Origin of the sequence: Actinoplanes derwentensis, assembly GCF_900104725.1 — a bacterium.
Taxonomy (GTDB): domain Bacteria; phylum Actinomycetota; class Actinomycetes; order Mycobacteriales; family Micromonosporaceae; genus Actinoplanes; species Actinoplanes derwentensis.
Genome location: NZ_LT629758.1, coordinates 9,758,141 through 9,780,727, shown reverse-complemented (window position 1 = coordinate 9,780,727; position 22,587 = coordinate 9,758,141). Strand labels below are relative to the sequence as shown.

General features: G+C 70.0%; 16 protein-coding genes and 1 pseudogene. 2 read left to right on the top strand and 15 right to left on the bottom strand.

What is annotated here, in order from left to right; translation table 11 throughout:
* Nucleotides 1-34: 34 nt before the first annotated feature.
* The 8 genes from BLU81_RS43715 to BLU81_RS43680 all read right to left on the bottom strand — a co-directional run bounded on the left by BLU81_RS43715 (nt 35) and on the right by BLU81_RS43680 (nt 8,496).
* A complete protein-coding gene (locus BLU81_RS43715; RefSeq protein WP_092558512.1) occupies nt 35-886 on the bottom strand; it encodes a shikimate dehydrogenase in 852 nt (283 codons plus the stop codon).
* 104 nt (nt 887-990) lie between these two features.
* Nucleotides 991-2,172: an endolytic transglycosylase MltG gene (gene mltG / locus BLU81_RS43710; RefSeq protein WP_092555139.1), complete on the bottom strand. Its 1,182-nt coding sequence runs from the start codon at nt 2,170-2,172 to the stop codon at nt 991-993.
* Nucleotides 2,173-2,347: 175 nt separating this feature from the next.
* On the bottom strand, nt 2,348-3,436 hold the full coding sequence (mltG, locus tag BLU81_RS43705) for an endolytic transglycosylase MltG (protein WP_231953816.1): 1,089 nt from the start codon (nt 3,434-3,436) through the stop codon (nt 2,348-2,350).
* A gap of 89 nt (nt 3,437-3,525) precedes the next feature.
* Nucleotides 3,526-3,990, bottom strand: coding sequence for a Holliday junction resolvase RuvX (gene ruvX / locus BLU81_RS43700; protein WP_092558510.1), 465 nt, complete (start codon nt 3,988-3,990; stop codon nt 3,526-3,528).
* Nucleotides 3,991-4,262: 272 nt separating this feature from the next.
* A complete protein-coding gene (gene alaS / locus BLU81_RS43695) occupies nt 4,263-6,944 on the bottom strand; it encodes an alanine--tRNA ligase (protein ID WP_092555135.1) in 2,682 nt (893 codons plus the stop codon).
* On the bottom strand, nt 6,941-7,231 hold the full coding sequence (locus tag BLU81_RS43690; RefSeq protein ID WP_092555132.1) for a hypothetical protein: 291 nt from the start codon (nt 7,229-7,231) through the stop codon (nt 6,941-6,943). The genes alaS and BLU81_RS43690 overlap by 4 nt, the downstream gene beginning before the upstream one ends.
* Before the next feature lie 36 nt (nt 7,232-7,267).
* Complete coding sequence (locus BLU81_RS43685) at nt 7,268-7,717, bottom strand: DUF948 domain-containing protein (RefSeq protein WP_092555130.1); 450 nt, start codon at nt 7,715-7,717, stop codon at nt 7,268-7,270.
* 80 nt (nt 7,718-7,797) lie between these two features.
* Nucleotides 7,798-8,496, bottom strand: coding sequence for a hypothetical protein (locus BLU81_RS43680; protein ID WP_092555128.1), 699 nt, complete (start codon nt 8,494-8,496; stop codon nt 7,798-7,800).
* Between the two features lie 3,411 nt (nt 8,497-11,907).
* On the opposite strand from BLU81_RS43680, the gene BLU81_RS51725 reads away from it, so the two are divergent.
* Nucleotides 11,908-12,957, top strand: coding sequence for a hypothetical protein (locus tag BLU81_RS51725; RefSeq protein WP_092555122.1), 1,050 nt, complete (start codon nt 11,908-11,910; stop codon nt 12,955-12,957).
* Between the two features lie 152 nt (nt 12,958-13,109).
* Here BLU81_RS51725 and BLU81_RS43655 read toward each other — a convergent pair whose 3' ends face one another.
* From BLU81_RS43655 to BLU81_RS43630, 6 genes and pseudogenes are all read right to left on the bottom strand, one after another.
* Nucleotides 13,110-15,011, bottom strand: coding sequence for a replication-associated recombination protein A (locus tag BLU81_RS43655; protein ID WP_092558508.1), 1,902 nt, complete (start codon nt 15,009-15,011; stop codon nt 13,110-13,112).
* Between the two features lie 286 nt (nt 15,012-15,297).
* The gene (locus BLU81_RS43650; RefSeq protein WP_092555120.1) at nt 15,298-15,519 is read right to left on the bottom strand and encodes a hypothetical protein; all 222 of its coding nucleotides are present in this window, start codon (nt 15,517-15,519) and stop codon (nt 15,298-15,300) included.
* A 165-nt stretch (nt 15,520-15,684) separates the two neighbouring features.
* A complete protein-coding gene (gene aspS, locus BLU81_RS43645; protein WP_092555118.1) occupies nt 15,685-17,487 on the bottom strand; it encodes an aspartate--tRNA ligase in 1,803 nt (600 codons plus the stop codon).
* Between the two features lie 90 nt (nt 17,488-17,577).
* Nucleotides 17,578-18,210, bottom strand: coding sequence for a hypothetical protein (locus BLU81_RS43640; RefSeq protein WP_157752026.1), 633 nt, complete (start codon nt 18,208-18,210; stop codon nt 17,578-17,580).
* A gap of 399 nt (nt 18,211-18,609) precedes the next feature.
* Nucleotides 18,610-18,783 (bottom strand): annotated as a pseudogene (locus BLU81_RS49405) (hypothetical protein); the annotation flags it as partial.
* A gap of 27 nt (nt 18,784-18,810) precedes the next feature.
* Nucleotides 18,811-19,989 carry an alanine racemase gene (locus tag BLU81_RS43630; protein ID WP_092555114.1) on the bottom strand — a complete coding sequence of 393 codons (1,179 nt, stop codon included), beginning with the start codon at nt 19,987-19,989 and terminating at the stop codon, nt 18,811-18,813.
* 130 nt (nt 19,990-20,119) lie between these two features.
* On the opposite strand from BLU81_RS43630, the gene BLU81_RS43625 reads away from it, so the two are divergent.
* The gene (locus BLU81_RS43625) at nt 20,120-21,118 is read left to right on the top strand and encodes an aminoglycoside phosphotransferase family protein (protein ID WP_092555112.1); all 999 of its coding nucleotides are present in this window, start codon (nt 20,120-20,122) and stop codon (nt 21,116-21,118) included.
* A 98-nt stretch (nt 21,119-21,216) separates the two neighbouring features.
* On the opposite strand, the gene BLU81_RS43620 is transcribed toward BLU81_RS43625, so the two are convergent.
* Complete coding sequence (locus BLU81_RS43620; RefSeq protein WP_092555110.1) at nt 21,217-22,575, bottom strand: beta-N-acetylhexosaminidase; 1,359 nt, start codon at nt 22,573-22,575, stop codon at nt 21,217-21,219.
* Nucleotides 22,576-22,587: the final 12 nt, after the last annotated feature.

Here is a 22,587-nt window from a genome sequence, read left to right as displayed (position 1 = left end):
CTCCGTCCCGCCCTGCGGACATTCACCACGTGATTCAGACCCGGCTGCGGACCGCGTCCTCCAGAGCCCGGCGCATGGCGTCCTCCGGCGCCTCGGGCAGGCCGGTGAACTGCTCGAACTGTCCGAGCGCCTGCGCCAGCAGCAGGTCCAGGCCGGAGACCACGGTGACCGCGTGCTGCATCGCCGACGCGGCGAGCGGTGTCGGCCACGGGTCGTAGAGGGCGTCGAAGTACACACTGCCGGGTTTCCAGGTGACCCGGCCGGCCAGGTCGTCGGCGGCACCCTTGGGCACGGTGGAGATGACCGCGTCGGCGTCGAAGGCCCCGGCCGCCTCCGGCCAGGAGACACCGGTCAGGGTCAGGCCGAGGGCCACCGCGACCGGGCCCAGCTCCTCACGGGCGTCGGCCCGGCGGGTCACCACGTTGACGGCCTCCGCACCCAGCTCCGCGGCGGCGGCCAGAGCAGCACGCGCGGTGCCACCACCACCCAGCACGGTGACCCGCGGCGGCGACTCCCGGACCGCGTGCCGGCCCCGACTCAGTCCCAGACCGGCGGACCGCAGCACGTGGACCATGCCGGGGACGTCGGTGTTGTCCGCGTGCCAGCTGCCGTCCGGCTGGTGGATCAGGGTGTTGGCGCAGCCGACCGCGATCGCCAGCGGCGAAGCCGAACCGGCCAGCCGCAGCGCCGCCTCCTTGAGAGGCATGGTCAGCGACAGACCCGCCCACTCCGGGCCGAGCCGGCTGACCAGATCGGGCAGCTCCGACTCGGCGCACTCGATCGAGGTGTAGCTCCAGCCGGGCAGGCCGGCCGCGGCGAAACCGGCGGTGTGGATGAACGGTGAGAGTGAGTGCGCGATCGGTTTGCCGCACACGGCGGCCTTCATCGCTGCCGGTTTCACTCCGGCGGTCGGCAAAGTCTCCTCGGGCTTCTGCACGGGCTCACTCTACGGGTGGACGCCCGCCGGGTGCCCTCACCCACACGCCGTGGTCAGCAGTCGGACAGCGGAATCCCGTTGTCGCACGCCTTCTTCTTGTTCTTCTCGTGCTCGGTGTCGGTGGAGGCGAACGCCGAGTTGCCCTTCTTGTCGACCGCGACGAAGAACAGCCAGGACGCGGTCGGCGGCTTCATCGCACCGTTCAGGGCCGCCTTGCCGGGGCTGTTGATCGGGCCGATCGGCAGGCCGATCACGTTCTCCGAGTTGTACGGGTTCTTCGGGTCGGTCATCTCGGCCACGGTCAGCTTGCCGGAGTGCTTGGCCTTCTTGCCGCTGAGTTCCAGCCAGTAGTTCGTGGTGACGTCGAACTGCAACGGCATCTTCTTCTTGTACGCCCGGTTGTAGGCGACCCGGGCCACCTTGGGCAGATCGGCGGGGACACCGGCCTCGGCCTGCGCCAGTGACGCCACGATCAGAGCCTCGTACGGCGCGACACCCAGGTTCTTCTGCACTCCGTCGGCGAAACCGATCTCGCCGGTGACGGTGAGGAAGTGCTCCACCATCGTGCGCAGCACCTGGGTGGCGTTCGCCTTCGGGTCGAGCTCGTAGGTGTCCGGGAAGAGGAAACCCTCGGCGGTCTTGGACACCGGCTTCTTGTCGTCGCGCTTGAACCACCAGTCCGGCACGCCGAGCGCCTCGGGATCCTTTGCGGCCTCCTGGAACTGCTTGACCGGGATGCCGGTGGCCTTCGCGAGCAGCTCGTACGTCTGCTTGGCGGTCTTGCCCTCGGGGATGGTCACACCCTTGCTGAGCCGGGTGTTCGGATCGAGGAGCTGGGTCACGGCCTGCGCGGCGGACATCTGGCGGCGCAGCACGTACGTCCCGGATTGGATGTTCTTGCTGCGTGGCTCGGCCTCGGCGGCGTTGAGGAACGCCTTGGTGCTCTTCACCACATCCACCTCGACGAGCTTGTTGCCGATCTCGGTGAGGGAGGAGTTCTTGGCGATCGTCACCTCGATCGGGTCACTGCCGGACCCGTCGTAGTCGGCCGCGATGAAGAGGTCGGCCACCTTGGTGTAGCCGAAATAGACGCCACCGCCCAGGACACCGAACAACAGAAGGGTCATGAACAGGGCGATCGCGGACTTGCCGGCACCTTTTCCGGAGCGGCGCCGCAGGTCCGATCCGCTCGGTTCGGCGTCCTCTTCGAACGCCACGTCCAGTTCATCGATCATGTCGTCTGCCTCCGCTGCCAGTCCGGCCGACTCCGCGGGATCGTCACCGCGGCCGCATCAGCACTGACGGGCACCATACCCACATCGATACCCCGTCGCCCACCCCTCAACCTGTCTGACGACTGTGGCCGACCGGAGCGAATCCGGTCGGCCACAGGAACACACGTCGGGGACTTCAGCAGATCGGGATGCCGTTCTTGCACGCCACCTGGATGTTTGCCTGGTGCTGGGCAAAGGTCTTGCCGTACGCCATGCGGCCCTTCGCGTCGACTGTCACGAAGAAGAAGTACGGGCTCTTCTTGGCGTTGAGAGCACCCTTCAGAGCGATGTCACCCGGGTTGCTGATCGGGCCGATCGACATGCCCGGAGCGTTGTACCGGTACGGGTTCGCCTCGCCGTGCAACTCGTCGATCGTGAGCTTCTCGGAGGACTTGCCCTCCTTGCCCTGAAGCCGCAACCAGTAGTTGACGGTGCTGTCCAGCTGGAGGCAGCCGCACGGGAAGTCGCCGGAGTACGCCCGGTTGTAGAGCACCCGGGAGACCGGGCCCATGTCCTCCGGCAGCAGCGCCTCGACCTGGGTGATCGACGCCGCGACCAGGGCCTCGTACGGCGAGATGTTGTACTTCTCCTTGACGGTTGCCGCGAAGTTCAGCTTGTCCATCTCGGCGTTGAAGTTCTTGATCATCGCCTTGAGGATGTCGGTGGCGTTCGGGTCGTCCGGGAGTTCGTAGGTCGCCGGGTACAGGAAGCCCTCGATGTTGGACTTGTCGACCTTCTTGCCGTCAGTGCGCTTGAGCCACTCGGCGGTGACACCGAGCTTCGAGATGTCCTTGGCGGCGTTCTCGAACTCCGCGTACTTGATGCCGGTCTTCTTCGAGAACTCCTCGAAGACCTGCATCTTGGTCCAGCCCTCGGGGATGGTCACCCCGTTGATCGTCATGTTCTTGCGGTCCAGCAGCGCCAGCACCGCGTCGCTGGCCTTCATCTCTTTGCGGAGCTTGTACGATCCGACTTGAATGCCCGTACTGTCGGAATTATCGTTCGCAGCGTTGACGAAAGCCCGGGCGCTCTTCACCACCCCGGCCGCCTCCAGGGTCGCCCCGATCGCGGAGCCACCGTCACCCGGTTTGACCTCGACGACCACTTCACCACTGCCGGGACCGTCGTAGTCCGCGGCGAGGAAGTAACCGGAGAATCTGTCATAGCCGTACCAGGCACCGCCGCCGAGGACGCCGAACAGCAGCAGTACCAGGACGAACGCCACGACGGACCGACCGGATCCCTCCCGCTTGCGATGTCGCCATCGCCCGGGATCCGGGTTGTCCTCGAACCTGAGATCTTCCATCTCGCCGATCAATTAGTCTGCCTCCGCTGCGCGTTGAGCCAGCTCTGCAGGATCTCCACGGCCGCCGCCTGGTCGACGACCGCACGCTGGCGCTTGCCTCTGACACCACGCTCGGACAAACGGCGACTGGCCACGACGGTCGACATCCGCTCGTCGGTCAGCTGCACCGGAATCGGCGCGATCACGGCACCGAGCCGCTCCACGTACGCCCGGATGTGGCCGGCGGCCACACCCTCACGCCCGTTGAGCGCCACCGGCAGCCCCACCACGACCTCGACCGCCTCGAACTCGGCGATCAACCGGGCCAGCTCCGTCATGTCCTTCGGCGTGCCGTCGTCACCGGTCTCCCGGTCCCGAGGCACGGTCACCACCGGGCTGGCCAGAATGCCGTCCGGGTCGCACCTGGCCACCCCGACACGCACCTGCCCCACGTCCACCCCCAGGCGGACGCCCCGAGCGAAGTCTTGAGTCACGCCTTCAACCTGCACAGCACCAACACGTGCCTCCCGTACCGAACGCTTGATGCGAAGAGTAGCGATCGACCATTTAGATGATCGCCTACCCGATCGCGCCCAGAGCTTAACCGCATCACCCGTTCGCGTGCCGCCACCCGGTACAAGGCCTAAAGTTCCGCTAAGAAATGACCCACACAGACGACATTTTTGATCACTTTGGGTGAAAGAAACGCAAGGGCGCCCCGGAACCCCCGGAGCGCCCTTGAATCGTAGACCTCAGATCGACCGACTCATGCCAGGTCGGCAATCGCTTTCTCGATCGCGGCGAGCAGCACCGGCGCCTGCTCCGCCGGGACACCACCACCCTGCGCCAGATCGGCGTTACCGCCACCCCGGCCGGACAGCGCCGCCTTCACCAGATCCTGCGCGGAGACACCACGGCTCTTGGCCGCCGCGTTGATCGCCACGATCAGCGAGGCCTTGCCGTTGGCCCGCGCGGTCACCGCGACGACCGCCGGACGAGCGGCGTCGATCTTGCCGCGGATCTCCTGCGCGAGCGTGCGCACGTCGTTGCCGGCCGCACCCTCCGGCGCCTCGGTGCCCACGTAGGCGACACCGCGCACGTCCTTGGCCTGGCCGGCGAGCGCGCCCGCCCCGCCCAGGACCATCTGCGCCCGCATCTTCTCCAGTTCCTTCTCCGCGTCGCGCAGCGCCGTGACGGTCTGCTCGACCCGGTCGGCCACCTGGTCGCCGGGCACCCGGAACAGGTCCGCCAGACGCGACACCAGCAGGTGCTCCTTGGCCAGGAAGCTGAACGCGTCCAGACCCACCAGGGCCTCCACGCGGCGTACGCCGGAACCGATCGACTGCTCGTTGAGGATCTTCACGAGGCCCAGCTGACCCGAACGGGCCACGTGGGTGCCACCGCACAGCTCCCGCGCGTAGTCACCGACCTCGACGACCCGGACCTCGTCGCCGTACTTCTCGCCGAACAGCGCCATCGCGCCCAGCCGCCGCGCCTCCGCCTGCGAGGTGGTGAACGCGGTGACCTCCAGGTCACGCAGCAGCACCTCGTTGATCTGCTGCTCGACGTCGAACAGCACCGACGGGCTGACCGCGCCCGGGGTGTGGAAGTCGAACCGCAGCCGGCCCGGAGCGTTCAGCGAACCCGCCTGGGTCGCCGACTCACCGAGGAAGTTGCGCATCGTCTGGTGCACCAGGTGGGTCGCGGTGTGCGACCGGGAGATCGCCTTACGGCGGGTCACGTCGATCTCGGCGAGCGCCGTCTCACCCGCGCGCACCTCACCCCGGACCACCCGCGCCTTGTGCACGATCAGGCCCGGCAACGGCTGTTGCACGTCGACGATCTCCAGCCGGCCGCCGCCGACGTTGATCACGCCGTTGTCGGCCTGCTGGCCACCGCCCTCGGCGTAGAACGGGGTGGTGTCCAGGACCAGCTCGACGAAGTCACCCTCACCGGCCACCTCGATCCGGCCACTCGCGCCGATCAGCGCCCGGACCCGCGACTCCCGGGTGATCTCCTGGTAGCCGGTGAACTCGACCGCGCCGCCGGAGTCCAGCGCCGAACGGTACGCGGACAGGTCGGCGTGACCCGTCTTGCGCGCCGCCGCGTCCGCCTTCGCCCGGTTCCGCTGGTCGGCCATCAGCCGCCGGAAACCCTCCTGGTCGACCTCCAGGCCCTGCTCCTGCGCGATCTCCAGGGTCAGGTCGATCGGGAAGCCGTACGTGTCGTGCAGCTGGAACGCCTTGTCCCCGCTGAGCTGCGTCCGTCCACCGCTCTTGGTGTCGATGATCGCCGTGTCCAGGATCGTGGTGCCCGACTTCAGCGTGGAGAGGAACGCGTCCTCCTCCGCGTACGCGTACGTGGAGATCCGCTCGAAGTCCGACGCCAGCTCCGGGTACGACGGGGACATGCAGTCCCGCGCGATCGGCAGCAGGATCGGCAGCGCCGGCTCCTGCCAGCCCAGCAGCCGGATCGACCGGATCGCCCGGCGCATGATGCGGCGCAGCACGTAACCACGGCCGTCGTTCGCCGGCACCACACCGTCGCCGATCAGCATCAGCGCGGTCCGCACGTGGTCGGCGATCACCCGCAGGCGGACGTCGTCGGGGTGCGACTCGCCCGCGACGTGGCCCGAGTTGGCGCCGTAGTTCTTACCGGTCATCTCGGCCGCACGGGCCAGGATCGGGCGGACCTCGTCGATCTCGTACAGGTTGTCGACACCCTGCAGGATCGACGCGATGCGCTCCAGGCCCATGCCGGTGTCGATGTTCTGCTTCGGCAGGTCACCGACGATCGTGAAGTCCTCCTTCGACTTCACATCGGTGATCTCGTACTGCATGAAGACCAGGTTCCAGAACTCCATGAACCGGTCCTCGTCGACCTCGGGGCCGCCGTCCTTGCCGTACTCCGGGCCACGGTCGTAGAACAGCTCCGAACACGGGCCGGCCGGGCCGGGAATGCCCATCGACCAGTAGTTGTCCTTCTTGCCCCGGCGCACGATGTGCTCGTCCGGCACACCGATCCCGCGCCACAACTCGAACGCCTCGTCGTCGTCCAGGTAGACGGTCGGCCAGATCCGCGACGGGTCCAGCCCGAAACCGCCGTCGGCCACCGACTTCGTCGACAGATCCCAGGCGAGCTTGATCGCGCCTTCCTTGAAGTAGTCACCGAACGAGAAGTTGCCGTTCATCTGGAAGAACGTGCCGTGCCGGCTGGTCTTGCCGACCTCGTCGATGTCCGGCGTCCGGATGCACTTCTGGACGCTGACCGCCCGGTTGAATGGCGGGGTCTGCTGACCCAGGAAGTACGGCACGAACTGCACCATGCCGGCGTTGATGAACAGCAGGTTCGGGTCGTCGATAGCGGGCAGCGGAGCGCTCGGGACGACCGTATGGCCGTTCGCCTCGAAATGCGCCAGATAGCGCCGCTTGATCTCCGCCGTTTTCATCGGTTCTCCTCCTGCGATCCGGGCTGCGCATCGTCACGCAACTCGGCGAACTTGTCCTCGTACAGCTCACCCGCGGCGAAGGCCTCGTGGATCTGCTGCTCCCGCTCGGTCATCCCCTCGCGGACGTCTTCCACGAAGTTACGCACCGACTCGACGAGGCCGCCAGCGGATTCCGACAGCGAGGTGGCGATGCCCGTGGGGGTGAACTCGTTGGCCTTCTGGTTCAGCTTGCGGACGACCAGGGCGCCGACGGCCAAGCCGACACCGAGCCACAGCAGACGCTTCATGACGGCGTGATACCTCTCTCCGGTGGTCGGGCTCGGTCAGCGGGCGGCCTTGCGGCGCTGCTTGATCGAGGCACGGACCTCACGCTCGTCCTCGGCACTGCGGCGCGCGTTCGCGGCCTTACGCAGGCCGTACCCGAACGAAGCGACCTTGACCAGCGGGTTCGCGGCAGCCGCCGACACGACGGTGACCAGGTTCGCGATGTTCGCCGACACGTTCTGCGCGTGCTCGGTCATCGTGTCGACCTTGGCCAGCTGCACGTTCACACCGTCCAAAGAGACCTGCACCTGGCTCAACGCCACGTTCACGTTCTCCACCGTGTGATTCACGTTGGTGAGCAGCGGCCCGGTCCGGTCGACCACGTCGTTGATCGCGTTGGTCGTGGCGTCGATGGTGCGCCCCAGCTTGAGGATCGGCACTGCCAGCACCAGAACGAGCATGAGGAAGGCGCCCGCCGCGACAAGGCCTGCGATATCTCCGGCATTCATGTGGCGCGGTCTCCTATTCGGGTGGTCACGGATTCGGCGAGACGACTAGCAGACCCTACCGTCCGTGACCACCACCCGCGTCAGGACGCCTGGGGTGTCGGGAAGATGGAATCCGTGTCCGGCAACACGGTGTCCGGCGTCTCCCCCAGCGGCCCCGGAGCGGTGTCCGTCTTGCCCCGAGTGTCGACGATCGTGTTCTGCACCTTGATCCGCACCGACGACCCGGCGCACTCCCCCGGCTCCTGCGGTTCCACCGGTTCCTCGGCGGCCAGCGGGTTCAACTCGGCCGCGAACTGGTCCACCGCACACCCCGGCAGGCCCACGAAGAGATCCAGAGTCAGCTCGTCCAGCCGCCAGCAGCTGTGACTCTCCTCCTCCGGGCGGGCCGGCTTCTCACAGGCCGCCGCCTTCCACTGCGTCCAGCCCGCCTTGGACAGCGCCTCCGAATATTCGGTGGCCGTCTCCGGGAACGGCCGATCCGACGCGGCCTCCCGCTCCCGGAACGAACACTCCTCGATGCACAGGGCGCTGCCGAACTCCTGATCCTTCGGCGGCGCGGTCTCCGCCCAGCTGTCCACCTGCAACCGGTCCAGCGAGGCGAAGACCGGGTCGGTACTCATCGCCCGAACCCCGAAGAAAACCGGCAGCACCAGCAGCACCATCGCGGCGAGCGAGATCAACGTCACCAGCCGCAGCCGCCGCTGAGTCCGCATCTTGCGGCGCAGCTCAGCCAGACCACCCTCAGCCTTCTCATCCGCCGAGTCCGCCGCCGGTTCCACCCGAGGATCAAACCCCGCCGCCGGTACGACCGAAGCCCCACCGCGAACACCACCGGCACCCGCCCGGCCACTCCCACCACCACTGCCGTTCCCACCGACGCCGCCGTTCGGACCGCCGGTGTTAGGGCCACCGCCGCTGCCGCCGTTCGGGCCATTGCCCCGGTTCGGGCCGTTGCCGCCATTGCCGCCGCTGTTAGTGCCGACGCCGCCGTCAGGGCCATCACCGACGCCGTTCGAGCCGCCGCTGCCGTTACCGCCCAGCCCTGCTCCGGACCCGGCACCCGGCCCACCAGCGACCCCGGCCCGTCCCGCGCCCGGCCGCCCGTCCGTCCGTTCAGGACCACCTCGCCCGGCGCCCATTCCCACAGAGGCAGCACCGACCGAGGCACCGCCCACCGCGGCAGCCCCGACCGAAGCGGAACCCACCGAAGCGGAACCCACCGAAGCCGACCCGGCCGGAGCCGCACCGACGGAGGCAGCACCCATCGCCGCCCCGCCCGGCATCACCGAACCCGTAGCCTGCCCAGAACCACCGTCAGGCCCTCCAACAGCCCGCCCGGGCACCACCGCACCGCCCCGGACAGGCCCCGTCCCGTCCCGATGCCCAGGACCACCGGGCCCTCTGCCCTCACGCGAACCAGGACCACCAGGGCCCATGCCACTGGCCGGACCGCCGCCGTCACGCTGACCGGGGCCGCCAGGACCCATCCCGTCGCGGGCACCGGGACCGCCTGGTCCCATCCCGGAACGCGAACCCGCACCCATACCGTCGCGTGGACCAGGCCCTCCCGGGCCCATGCCGTCTCTCGGCCCCGGGCCCATCGGCCGACCCTCGCCGGCGTCCGGTCCGGGCATAGCCCGTCCGGGAACGGCAGCGCCGCCCATCGCCCGAGAAGGGCCGTCCGGTCCCGGTCCGGGAACCGGCGCGCCACCCAAGGCACGCGAGAATGCGTCCGGCCCCTGACCGGGAACCGAGGCACCGCCCATCGCCCGCGAAGGGCCGTCCGGCCCCTGGCCGGGGATCGACGCGCCACCCATGGCACGGGACGGTCCGTCCGGGCCGTTGCCGGCATGTGCCCCCTGCGGCGAGCCGTCAGGCCCCATCCCGGCGCGGCCCGGTACAGCGGCTCCGCCCATCGCCCGCGACGGGCCGTCCAGGCCCTGTCCCGGTACCGGCGCACCGCCCGTCGCCCGCGAACCGTCAGCTCCACGAGGCGGCGCCCCGGACGGTCCATTTCCGGGACCGGCGCCACGACGGCCCGGTCCACTACGCCTCTGCGGACCGTTGGGTCCACCGTCGGGCCCGGCGCCCGCACGTCCGGGCCCATCGCCCGAACCAGCCGCGCCACGCCCGGCCATCCCGGTCACATCGTCGTCCGGGCCGGGCCGCTGATGACGCGACACCGCACCGGTACCACTCTCCGGCCCCGGCATCCCGCGACGCGAGACCGCAGCGGTCCCGCCATCCCGGTCGGCCGGACCGCCGTCCGGTCCAGGCCTACCGTGCCGCGACACCACACCGGTGCCGCCATCCGGGCCGTTCAGACCTGCGGGGCCGTTGTCAGTGCCCCCCGGGCCCCGTCCGGGTCGTCCCCGGCCGGGGGCGACCGCACCCATGGCGGCCGGATTCGTTCCATCCGGCCCACGTCCGGGCACCGCCGCGCCACCCCGCACCGGGCCTCGGCCCGGTACCTGAGCTCCGCCACGGGCAGGACCACCGTCGGGACCGCCAGGAGCCATCCCACCAGGGCCACCCGCAGAAATACCGCCAGGACCACCAGGGCCGCCGGGACCGTTCCCGGGCAGGCCGACAGGACCGGTGGGCGGCATCGCACCCGGGCCGTTAGACGGCATTCCGCCAGGCCCGTTGGGCGGCATTCCACCGTGGCCGGGCTGACCGGCCACGGCTCGGCCGGGCCCCATCTGCTGGGCGGGACCGTTGCCGGAGACGGGCGCTGCCGCTCCGGCCCGGGCCATCCCGGGGGCGTCCGGCCGTACCCCGCTGTGCCGTCCGGTGTGCTCCTCGCCGTCAGCCGGGAAGGCTCCGGCGGCTTGCACGCCACCCGGACCATCCGCTCGCCCCGAACCATCCCCACGGCCCGGACCATCCGCTCGGGCCGCTCGGCGGCCGGGTCCGGCCTGTTCCGGAACCGAGACACCGGCGCCGGAGGTGCGGTCCTCGCCGGTCTGTGGCGGGACTCCCGGTCCGCGCTGGACACGCCCGGTTCCGGGGCGCTGGATGATTCCGGAGGTACTGTCGGCCATGGCTCCGGCACGACCGGGGACTGCGGGGGTACGGGCACCCTGCCGACCCGGGACCACCGGCGGGACAACCGCCGCTGCTCGCACCGGACGCCCGTCACCAGGGCCGATGCGGCGCGGGCCGGGAACGTCCGGCGTGCCGGTGAATCCGCCGATCTCAGGCTCGTCCGGGTCTTCACCTCGACGCGCGTTCCGGCGACGGCGCGACTCGCCCGGCGAACGCGCCTCTCCGGACTGCCCGTCCGCTCCGGGCCATCCGTCAGCGGGCGACTGCTCGTCGCCGCGACGGATCACACCGTGGCTTCCGGTCTCGCTGCCGGTCTGTACGAACGCGTGCGAACCGGTCTCGGAGCCAGTCCGGGGGAAGGCGGCGTGCGAGCCGGTACCGGTGGCGGCCCACGAAGCACCGTGCCGGCCCGAGCCCTCGTCTCCCGGCGCGTCCTGGTCGGCCCGGTGGCCGAAGTCGCCCTCCGGGTCCGGCTGCCCGGCCCGCCCATGGCGTCCGGTTCGCTCCTCGGCTACGCCTTCTTCGGCACGCGCCCGCCGCTTCCGTCCCCGGCCAGGCTGTTCGCCGACCGCACCCGGCGACGTCGGCGCCGCGCTCCCATAGCTCCGGCCTTGGTCATACCCGTTCGGGATCGCCCCCGACTGGTGGATCTCGTCATACCCGCTCGGTATCGGGCCGGACTGGTGAACCTCGTCATAGGCGTTCGGGATAGGCCCGGACTGATGGACCTCGTCATAGCCACGCGGAATCGGCCCCGACTGGTGCACCTCGTCGAAGCCACGCGGAATCGGCCCGGACTGATTGACCTCGTCGTAACCACGCGGGATGGGGCCCGACTGATGTACAGCGTCATAGGCGTTCGGGATCGGACCGGACTGGTGCACCTCGTCGAAGCCACGCGGGATGGGGCCGGAACGGTGCGCCGCGTCAGGACCACCCGAGACCGGGTCCGCGGGACGGAAACGGTCTCGCGCGGGACCGGCCGGTGAGGTCGGCCGAATACCGGGACCCGCCGAACGCTGACCCGGCGACACCGGGCGGACCCCGGAAGCGGCACCGCGAGCAGCGGGTGTCCCGGGGCGGGGCGCCGGGATCTCCGGGGCGTTGCCGGAGAGCGGGACCGCCGTACCAGAAGCTGGGGGTTGTCCGGGGAACATCTGCCCGGAGAGGTCCGCGTCGATCTGGCGGCGCCCACTGCCCGGCTCCTGACCGACCTGCGCACGACCGCCCGGCTGCGGGCCTGCCCGGCGCGCGCCGGGCGGCATCTGCCCCGCGCCCATACCGGGCGGCCCGCCCTGCGGCATCTGACCAGGCCCACCGGGACCCGGCTGCATCTGACCGGGTCCGCCGGGACCCGGCTGCATCTGACCGGGTCCACCCTGGGACATCTGGCCGGGTCGGCCCTGACCCTGCGCCACCGGACCGGGACCGCTGGGCCCATTCGGCATCTGACCAGGTCCGCCCGGTCCTTGCATCATCTGGCCGGGTCCGCCCGGTCCTTGCGGCATCTGACCAGGGCCGCCCTGAACAGGACCGCCCTGACCGGGAGGCATCTGGCCAGGTGGCATCTGACCGGTGGGAGGGCGCTGTCCGGCCGGGCCCGGGCCACGGCGTCCGCGGCCCGCCGGATCGAACTGGCCCTGTCCGGGCGGCATCTGACCAGCCGGCGCACCGCCGGGTGGGAGCTGACCGGAAGGGACGGGCCCCGACGGCGCCTGGCCGGGACCGACCACGCCGGGCGGAAGTTGGCCGTGCGGCATCGCACCGGACCGCTGCCCCGGCGGCGGCATCTGACCTGCCGGCATCTGACCCGGCGGCATCTGTCCGGGCACACCGGCGGCCCCACGCTGGCCCGCGCCGGGCGAGACCGGACCCGACGGTCCCGCTCCCGGGCGCTGGCCCGGACCCATAGGTCCAGCCGGACCGGGACGCTGGCCGGGCGGACCGGCCGGACCGGCCGCTCCCCGGGGCGCCGGGCCCGGACTCACCTGTCCGGAATCAGGCTGGCCACCGCGAGGCTCCCGCTGGGCCGCGGGCTCGTCGAAGTCGTCGCCCGGCTCGCCGGGGAACGCGAAGTCGTCGTCGGGAACGTCGTCAGGGCCGGGAGCCATCCGCCCGGACTTGCTGATCCGCCCCTCACCGGGGAAGGTCCCCGGGCCGATGGCGCTGCGGTCCTGCTTGGCCGTCCGTAGGTCATCGAGCCAGCCGACCTCCTCGCCGGAGACCTCCTGGGGAACAACCGGCTGCTCGGCACGGCCTCCACGCCCGAAGCGCCGGCGGTTCTTCCCGCCCTGCTCGTCGCGCGGACCCGTCTCGTCGTCGGGTCGATCGGCACCCCGCCCTGTCACCGCTGTTCCTTCCCGGCACTGTCGCCGCTGTCGTCAACACTCGCGTTCCGGCCTGCTGCCTCAGCCGAACCTCGTCCGTCCGGCTCGTCCTCGGCCGGCCGGGCTCCGGTTGTCGCGCTCCCGGCCGGTTCACTCCCGGACTGCTTGTTCCCGGGCCGTTTTCTCCCGGGTGGTCTCTTCCCCGGCGGGGAACCGGGATCATCGGTTCCGTCCGCTGGATCTGGATCGTTACCGCCAGCGACTTCAACACTTTCCGCCACAGTTATGTGACGCACCGAAGTCGTCTTCGCGTTTTCCGGTTCGGAGTCCGCCGAAAACTGTGACTCATCCGAGCCTGAAGCACCACCCACCACGGGGTCCGCGACTGACACCGAATCGTCATTCGCGCTGCTCAGCGCGCCGGAATTCGCTTTCTCGGCAGTCTCGGAAGATCCATCCGAATGATCACCACGCGCTACCTGTGGGCCACCCGTAGTCACTCGCCGCCCTTCCGAGACGTCACCAGCGGGCGGCCGGGCCGCCGGGCCGAGACCCCGCACGATCCGCCGGAGTCGCGGCACCCGCTCGGCCACCGCCCGCTCGGCACCGTGATCGGTCGGGCGATAGTAGTCGGTACCGACAAGATCGTCCGGAACGTACTGCTGGCGGACCACACCTCGCGAATCGTCGTGCGGGTAGCGATAGCCGATTCCGTGCCCGAGCCCCCGCGAACCCGGATAGTGCCCATCCCGCAGGTGCGACGGGACCGGCCCGCCTCGCCCGGCCCGGACGTCGGCCATCGCCTCGCCGAGGGCGACGGTGACACTGTTCGACTTGGGCGCGGTGGCCAGGTGCACCACCGCGTGCGCGAGATTGAGTCCGGCTTCGGGAAGCCCCACGTTCTGCACCGCCTGGGCCGCCGCGGTCGCCACCAGCAGCGCCTGCGGATCGGCCATCCCGATGTCCTCACTGGCGAAGATGACGATGCGCCGGGCGAGGAACCGCGGGTCCTCGCCCGCGACCAGCATCCGGGCCAGGTAATGCAGGGCCGCGTCGGGATCGCTGCCGCGCATGCTCTTGATGAACGCGCTGATGATGTCGTAGTGCGCGTCGCCGTCGCGGTCGTAACGGACCGCCGCCACGTCGACCGCCTTCTCGGCGGTGGAGAGGTCGATCTCCGCGACGTCCTGTGCGAGCGCCGAACCGGCTGCGGCCTCCAGCGCGGTCAGAGCTTTGCGGACGTCACCGGACGCCAGGCGCACCAGATGCTCCTCGGCCTGCGGGGTGAGCGTGACCGAACCGCCCAGCCCGCGCTCGTCGGTGACCGCGCGGCGGAGGAGACGGCGGACGTCGTCCTCGTCGAGGGGCTGAAGAGTCAGCAGCACACAGCGGGAGAGCAGGGGCGAAATGACCGAGAAGTAGGGGTTCTCGGTGGTCGCCGCGAGCAGGGTGACCGTCCGGTCCTCGACCGCGGCGAGCAGCGAATCCTGCTGAGTCTTGCTGAAACGGTGGACCTCATCGATGAACAGCACGGTCGGCGGTCCGCCGTAACGCCGCTCCCGGCGCGCCGTGTCGATCACCGCGCGCACGTCCTTGACACCTGCGGTCAGCGCGGACATGGCGACGAACTTGCGGTCCGTCGCGTTGGCGACGAGGTGCGCGATGGTGGTCTTGCCGGTGCCGGGCGGCCCCCACAGGATCACCGACATCGGGCTGGCACCGGTGACCAGCTGGCGCAACGGGGCGCCGGGCGCCAGCAGGTGCCCCTGCCCGATCAGCTCGTCCAGCGAGGCTGGCCGCATGCGCACCGGAAGCGGCGCGTCACCGGCGGGACGCCCGAATCCAGCGGTGCCGGCACCAGCCGGTTCCGTGGTCCGCGCGTCCGGCGGCGTGAGGGAGAAGAGCCCATCCGTTTCCATCAGAACCGACAGTACCGGCCGAACCGACCCGATCCGAAACGCCACCTACCGACCTGTGGACAACCTCCCGAGCAGCCACGACGGACTCACCGAGTGTGTTCCCATCGATCACCGCCACATGCCGGCGTCTCTGTCCTGAGGCTCGCCTGCACCAGGAACCGATCGACGAACGGGCACACATCAACGAGATCACGAGCCGGCGGATCGTCCCCGGACACGGCTCCGGCCCGTCTGGGGGCAGACGGGCCGGAGTAGCCGGAGGGCTGGCGGCCGGGGGCCGCTCCGATCAGCCGCGACCGGGACGACGGCCGTAGAAGCGGCGGCCGGTGCCGGAGCCCGAAGCGTTGCGCGGGCCACTGCCGATGCCTGCCAGGTACAGCGAGAGGAGCAGGAGCCCCAGAGACGCCATGGTCGAGAAGTTGAAGAGATCGGGAGCACCGAAGTTGGTGTCCAGCAGATCGGCGAGCAGATAGATGCCGAAGACGACGGCAGCGGCGATGGCGAGCATCGATTTCCTCCGGGGGGTCAGAGAGCCTGTGAACAGGCTGATACCCGGATGGGAATGCTCCCGAAACGCCATCCCGAGCGAACTTGATCGCGGCTTTTTCGAGATGCCGATACGACAGGAACCGGCAGCCGGGAGGTTCCCCGGCTGCCGGTTCCTGGTGACGATCTAGCTGGAGTGCTGGACCGGGGCGGCCTGGCCGTCGGTGCCCGGGGCTCCGGCCGCTGCCTTCGGCTTGGCGTCGATGCCGGCCTCGAGGCGCTGCTGCGAGGTGATCGGCGTCGGCGCGGTGGTCAGCGGGTCGAAACCGCCGCGGGTCTTCGGGAAGGCGATGACCTCGCGGATCGACTCGTTGCCGCTGAGCAGCATGCAGGTGCGGTCCCAGCCGAGGGCGATACCGGCGTGCGGCGGCGGGCCGTACTTGAATGCCTCCAGCAGGAAGCCGAACTTGTCGGCCGCCTCGTCCGGCGTGATGCCGAGCAACTCGAAGACACGGCTCTGCACGTCGGCACGGTGGATACGGACCGAACCGCCGCCGATCTCGTTGCCGTTGACGACGATGTCGTAGGCGTAGGCCAGGGCCTGGTCCGGAGCGGTCTCGAAGTTGTCGATCCACTCGTCGTTCGGTGAGGTGAACGGGTGGTGGACCGCGGTCCAGCCGCCGTCGTCCGTCTTCTCGAACATCGGCGCGTCGACCACCCAGCAGAACGCCCAGGCGGACTCGTCGATCAGTTTCGCCCGCTTGGCGATCTCGATCCGGGCCGCACCGAGCAGTTCCTGCGCCTCACGGCGCTCGTTGGCGGCGGCGAAGAAGACCGCGTCACCCGGCTTCGCGCCGACGACGTCCGCCAGGCCGGAAAGGTGCTCGGCCGACAGGTTCTTCGCGACCGGGCCCTTCGCCTCGCCGGTCTCGGCGTCGAGGACCACATAGGCCAGACCACGGGCGCCACGGGCCTTCGCCCAGTCCTGCCAGCCGTCGAGCTCCTTGCGGGTCTGCGAGGCACCGCCCGGCATCACGACCGCACCGACGTAACCGCCGGCGTCGATCGCGCCCGCGAAGACCCGGAAGGCCGTGCCCCGCAGGTAGTCGGTCAGCTCGACCAGTTCGACGCCGTACCGCAGGTCGGGCTTGTCCGAGCCGTAACGGTTCATCGCGTCGGTCCAGGTGATCCGCGGGATCGGCAGCTGCACCTGGTAGTCGGCGAGTTCGCTCCACAGCCGGGAGACGATCTCCTCGCCCAGCTCGATGATGTCGTCCTGAGTGACGAAGGACATCTCGATGTCGAGCTGGGTGAACTCGGGCTGCCGGTCGGCGCGGAAGTCCTCGTCGCGGTAACAGCGAGCGATCTGGTAGTAGCGCTCCATGCCGGCGACCATCAGGAGCTGCTTGAACAGCTGCGGCGACTGGGGCAGGGCGTACCACGTCCCCGGCTGGAGGCGGACCGGGACCAGGAAGTCGCGGGCGCCCTCCGGCGTCGAGCGCGTCAGCGTCGGCGTCTCGATCTCGTTGAAGTCGCGGGCGTGCAGGATCTCGCGGGCGATCTGGTTGGCGCGGCTGCGCAGGCGCAGGGCGTTGGCCGGGCCGGAGCGGCGCAGGTCGAGGTAACGGTATTTCAGGCGGAGGTCGTCGGAGGCGGTGATCGTGTCGTCGACCGGCAGCGGCAGCGGGGCCGCCTCGGACAGCACGGTCAACTCGCTCGCGACCACCTCGATCTCACCGGTGGCCAGGTCGGGGTTCTCGTTGCCGGCCGGGCGGGTGTTGACCTCGCCGACGACCTTGACGCAGAACTCGTTGCGCAGCGCGTGCGCGTCCTCCTCGCGGAAGACGACCTGGACGACACCTGAGGCGTCACGGAGATCGACGAAGATGACACCGCCGTGGTCGCGCCGACGCGCGACCCAGCCGGCGAGCGTCACCGTCGTGCCGGCGTCGCTCGCGCGCAGAGTGCCGGCGTCATGGGTACGGATCACGGAAATGTCTCCTTACAGAGTTCGCGGGGCGCCACCCGACATTCTGTCAGGGGCGCCCCGCGCCGCGTGCCACGGGCCGGTTACCGCTCTCTACTTCGGCACCTGCCACGAAGTGGCGCGCAGGCCGGCGGTGCCGGAGCCGCCGACGTCGATGACCTCCACGAGGACCAGTTCGGCCGGTGTCGCCGCGGTGAGGACGCAGAGAGCCGAGCCACTCTTGACCTCGATCTGCAGCCCTCGGCCGAGCGGACCGGTCCGGATGGCCCGGTCGCATCCGGCCGCGTCGCTGTCGGCGCTGACCTGCCGGCTTCCGGCCGCCGCACCGGCACCCAGGCTCAGTTTCGGCGGTTCGGCGCCACAGCGACTCTCGTACCTGAGGTCGGCCAGGCTCTCGGCCACGTCGGCGCGCGGCTCATCGAGATCCAGATGGATCACGGCCGCGCAGGCCAGGTCGAGACGGAGCGGTTCCTTGGCGTACGAGACCGGATATCGGACCGGATCCAGCGGTCGGGGCCGGGTGGCCGCTTCCCGTGACGGCACCGCCGTGACCAACGGAAGCGGGCCGAGCCCGTCGACCGTTTCGAAGGTCCGCCAGGAGAGGAATCCCGCGCCCGCCGCGACAGCGAACGCGAGAAGACTGAAGACCACGGCGACGGCCACCCCACGACGGGCCCTACGAGGCTTGACCGGGCTTTTCCCGAAGACGGCCGGCGACTCGGTCACTGCTCGTGGCTCGATAGCGGAACGGGCCCCGGCGGCTGATTCCCTGGCTGCGGCGGTGGGTTCCTCAGCGTCCCAGGCAGGTTTCCGGGGCGCCCCAGCGGATTCCCTGGCTGCGCCGAGCGGTTCAGTCGGGCCCTCGGCATAGGCCGGCCCAGGAGCTCGTGGCGGAGCCCACTGGCTGGGCGTAGTGGGATGTCGCTGAGGTGCCGGACGGCGGGAGGTGGGTTCGCTGGCGGCTCCACGGAAAACAGACATGACAGACTCCCGCAGCGCATAGGCGGAAAGCGCTCGTTCAGTGCTCAATCACCGTAAACACTGTCGATTCGCCGGACCATCCCCCACGAGGGGAAAGGCCTCCGTCAGTACGGGCCCCCGCCTACCGATTCACCCGGCACTCGCTCACCATCGGTACGACCAACGGAACTCGTGAGTCACCTCGATCGTGCCGATGATGTGGTCGTTGAACTCTTCCAGTTCCTCGGCGGGAACCCACAGTTCGAGGATGTCGCCGCCGCCGGCCTGCCGGATCGGGTAGCGGGCGCCGAAGTCCGCGTCGATCTCGAAGCGCGTCACGCCGCACCTCAAAATGGCCGCTCGGCATCAGAAGAGGGTGTGGAGGATGTCCACCATGCGGTGGGAATCGTCCACCAGCGGGATCGATCGCCACTTGTCGAAGGCGGTGCACGGGTGGGAGATGCCGAAACGGATCAGGTCGCCGGGGGTCAGGGCGGAGGTGGTGACCTTCAAGTAGGTGTGGTGGTCGTTCAGCTTGGTGACTGTCAGGCCGGTGGCGGGAGTCAGGGTTCCGTCGGGGCGGCGGATCTGTTCAGGGATCGGGAGGCCCTCGTCGAACGGGGCGTCGCGTTTACCCATTCCGGCCAGTGCCAGGCCCGGCTCGGGAGTCGACAGCACCTGGGCCCAGATCTCCACCGCTGCCGTGAGCGGGCCTTCCTCGGGAATCCGGGTGAACGGGGTCATCTCCCGGTAGAAGCCGTCGTCGTGGGTCACCGAAGCGCCGCTGCGCAGGATCAACTGGGCCAAGACGTCGAGGGCTGCCAACCGGTCGGCCACCCGGTCGAACCAGGCGCTACCTCCGGCGGACACGATCGGGCGTGGCGGGAGGAGTCCCGCGGCGTTCAACCGGACCACTCCGGCTACCAGGCGGTTCAGGTAGGCGTCCACGTCCTCCCGGGTCTGGAGCTGGCCCTCGTAGCCGGTCACACCGGACAGTTCCAGGCCGGGCGCGGCGGTCACCGCGCGGGCCACCGTCTCCAGTTCGTCGAGGTCACGGACGCCGGTGCGACCGTCGGCGTGGCCCAGTTCCACCAGGATGCGAAGCGGGCCACCGGTGGCGGCGGCGGCCGTGACCCCGGCCAGCGAATCGACCTGGAACCAGACCTGCCAGCCCGCCGCGGTCTCCGCGGCCAGCCAGCGCAGCACCGTCGGGTCGAGGATCTGGTTGGCGATCAGGACCCGATCGACACCGAGTCTTCTCATCACCAGCGCCTGGTTGGGCGTGGCCACCGTCATCCCCCAGGCACCGGCCCGCAGTTGGGCCTCCAGCAGTACCGGGGCCATCGTGGTCTTGGCATGGGGAGCGAAGTCGAAACCGTGCCTGCGGCAGTACGCGGCCATGGTGGCGATGTTGGCCTCGACCGCGTCCCGGCGCACCACCATCAGTGGCCAGGTGAAACCGCCGTCGAAGATGCCGGGCCGCTCCACATCGGCGAGAGAGCCTTCCGGCTGCCAGAAGCCCTTGCTACGCCAGTCGATGGTCATCGCGTTCCTTCCGGGGATGCTCCGGCCGTCGAGCCGGAATGGAGACGGATTCCCAGCGGGAAGTCGTCTGGGAATCGGCTGGTCGGAGGTCGTTTCGCGGACACGGCCGGACGGCGGCGACCATTGACGGATGCTGCCTGCAACGTTCGTGCGGAATGTCGAGGAGTGCTGGGGTGACGGTGGCCGGGCCTGGCTCGCCGCTCTCCCCGGAATCGCTGCGGAGATGATGCGTGAGTGGGAGCTCAGCCCGGCGGGGCTTCTCCCGTTGAGCATGAACTGGGTGAGCCGGGTTCGGCGGGCGGACGGGTCGACGGCGGTACTCAAGCTCGGGGTGCCGGAGGCGGGACATCTGGCGGATGAGGCCACGGCGCTGGAGTGGTTCGCCGGGTGCGGGGCGATCGAGGTGCTGGCCCGCGACGACCTTAGGGGTGCCCTGCTGCTGGAGGAGGCCCGGCCGGGAACCCAGGTTCGGTCTCTGGTCCCGCACCGCGACGAGGAGGCGACCGCCGCGCTGATCCAGATCATGCGACGGCTGCACCGCCCGGCCCCTGCCAGGGAGGAGCACACCGGGATCGAGCCGGCGGGCCTGGCACCGACGGGACACGAGCCGGCCGGGACGGTCCCCGAGGGCGGGGCGCCGGGGAGGGTGGCTCTGCCGGAGTTGGCCGGGCGGAGTGGCGCGTTCGAGCGGCACCTGCGCCGGTTTCCGGACGGCGGGCCCGTTCCACGGCATCTCGTGGTGCGGGCGGCGGGGCTCTTCGGCGAGCTCTGCGCGTCGGCGACCGGGCGGGTGGTTCTGCACGGGGACCTGCATCACGACAATGTTCTCGCGGCGGAGCGGGAGCCGTGGCTGGCGATCGATCCGCACGGGGTCGTGGGTGATCCCGGCTATGAGGTGGGGGCCCTCCTTTACAACCCGGACCCGGCGGGTACGGACGACACCGTCCTGGATCTGGCCGAGACTCGGGCCGAGCAGCTCGCTGACGGCCTCGGTATGCCGGTGGAGCGGGTGCTGGCCTGGGGTTTCGTCAAGGGTGTCCTCTCCGAGGTGTGGACCTTCGAAGGCGACGGGGTGGCGAACACCCGGGCGCTGCGCCTGGCGGAACGGCTGCTGCCGCTGCTGAGCTGACGGACCCGGCGAGGAAACTGACGGGCGGGGCGAGAAGATCGGCAAACACGGTGCGGAAGCCGGCGAGCGCGATGACGACCGTGTGGGCAGCGGCGGCGTCATCGCAGGTCCGCGGTCATCTCGTGCAGTTCGGCCAGGCGGTCGGCGAGGGTCCGTGGGTTGCCGGGAGCGGACGGTCGCGCGTCGGCGGGCCGCGGGCCGCTCAGCGGGCGGTAGTTCACGCCGAGCGCGCCGAGCCGGGCCAGGTGCGCGGGCAGGCGTGCGGTGAAGTCGCCGAAGTCGCGTTCCGCCGGGCCCCACACCACTTCGGCCAGGGCGCACAGTCGCGGGAACGCCATGTATTCGACCCGGCTGCGCGACTCCATGTGTTCGGTCCAGATGTTGGCCTGGGCACCGAGGACGAGCGGCGAGCTCGGTGGCTCGTAGGTGTAGACGTCTTCGAGGGTGAGCAGCGTACCGACGGGGGTGGGTTCGCCGGGGTCGTCGGACTGCCGGTAGTCGAGGTAGAGCTTCACGTCGGGGCAGCAGACGACCTGGTGGCCGGCCCGGATAGCCACGTCGGCGGGTTCGACACCGCGCCACGCGGCGATCACCGCCCCGTCGGGTGCCCCACCGGCCAGGATCTCGTCCCAGCCGTAGACACGGCGGCCCCGGGTGGCCAGGTGGGACGCCATCCGTGCGGTGAAGTCGGCCTGCAGCTCGCGGCCGCCGGGCCATTCGACGGTGGGGCACTCGTCGCCGCCGATGCCGATGAACTCGGACGGGAAGATGTCGCAGACGTGGTCGAGGACCCGGCGGCAGAAGTCGAAGGTCGCCTCGGACAGGTTGAGGACGTGGCTGGAGATGCCCCAGCCGGTCCGGACCGGGCCGTCGAAACCGTTGCCGAGCGCGGGGTACGCCGCGACGGCCGCCTGCATGTGCCCGGGCATGTCCACTTCGGGAACCACGGTGACGTGCCGCCGCGCCGCGTACTCGACGATCTGCCGCAGGTCGGCGGTGGTGTAGAAGCCACCGTGCGGTTCGCCGTCGTGGAGGTCGTGGACGCGAGATCCGAGCATGGTCGACGAACGCCACGCGCCGACCGTGGTGAGCCGTGGCCAGCCGGGCACCTCTATGCGCCAGCCCTGGTCGTCGGTGAGGTGCAGGTGCAGCACGTTGAGTTTGTGGAAGGCGATCAGATCAACGAACCTGAGCACATCGGGTACGGGCATGAAGTGCCGTGCCACATCGAGCATCACGCCCCGCCAGGTGAATCGGGGCGCGTCCTCGATGTGTACTCCGGGCACGTCCGGCCCCAGTTGGCGCAACGTCTGCCGTCCGTAGAAGACGCCGGCCTCGGAGCCACCGGCGAGGTCGATGCCGGCCGGCCCGCAGGACAGGACGTAGCCCTCCGCGGCGAGGGTGGGGTCGACACGGGTCCGGACCTCCGCGCCGGGCGGAACGGGACCGGGCGTCATCCGTACCGAAGC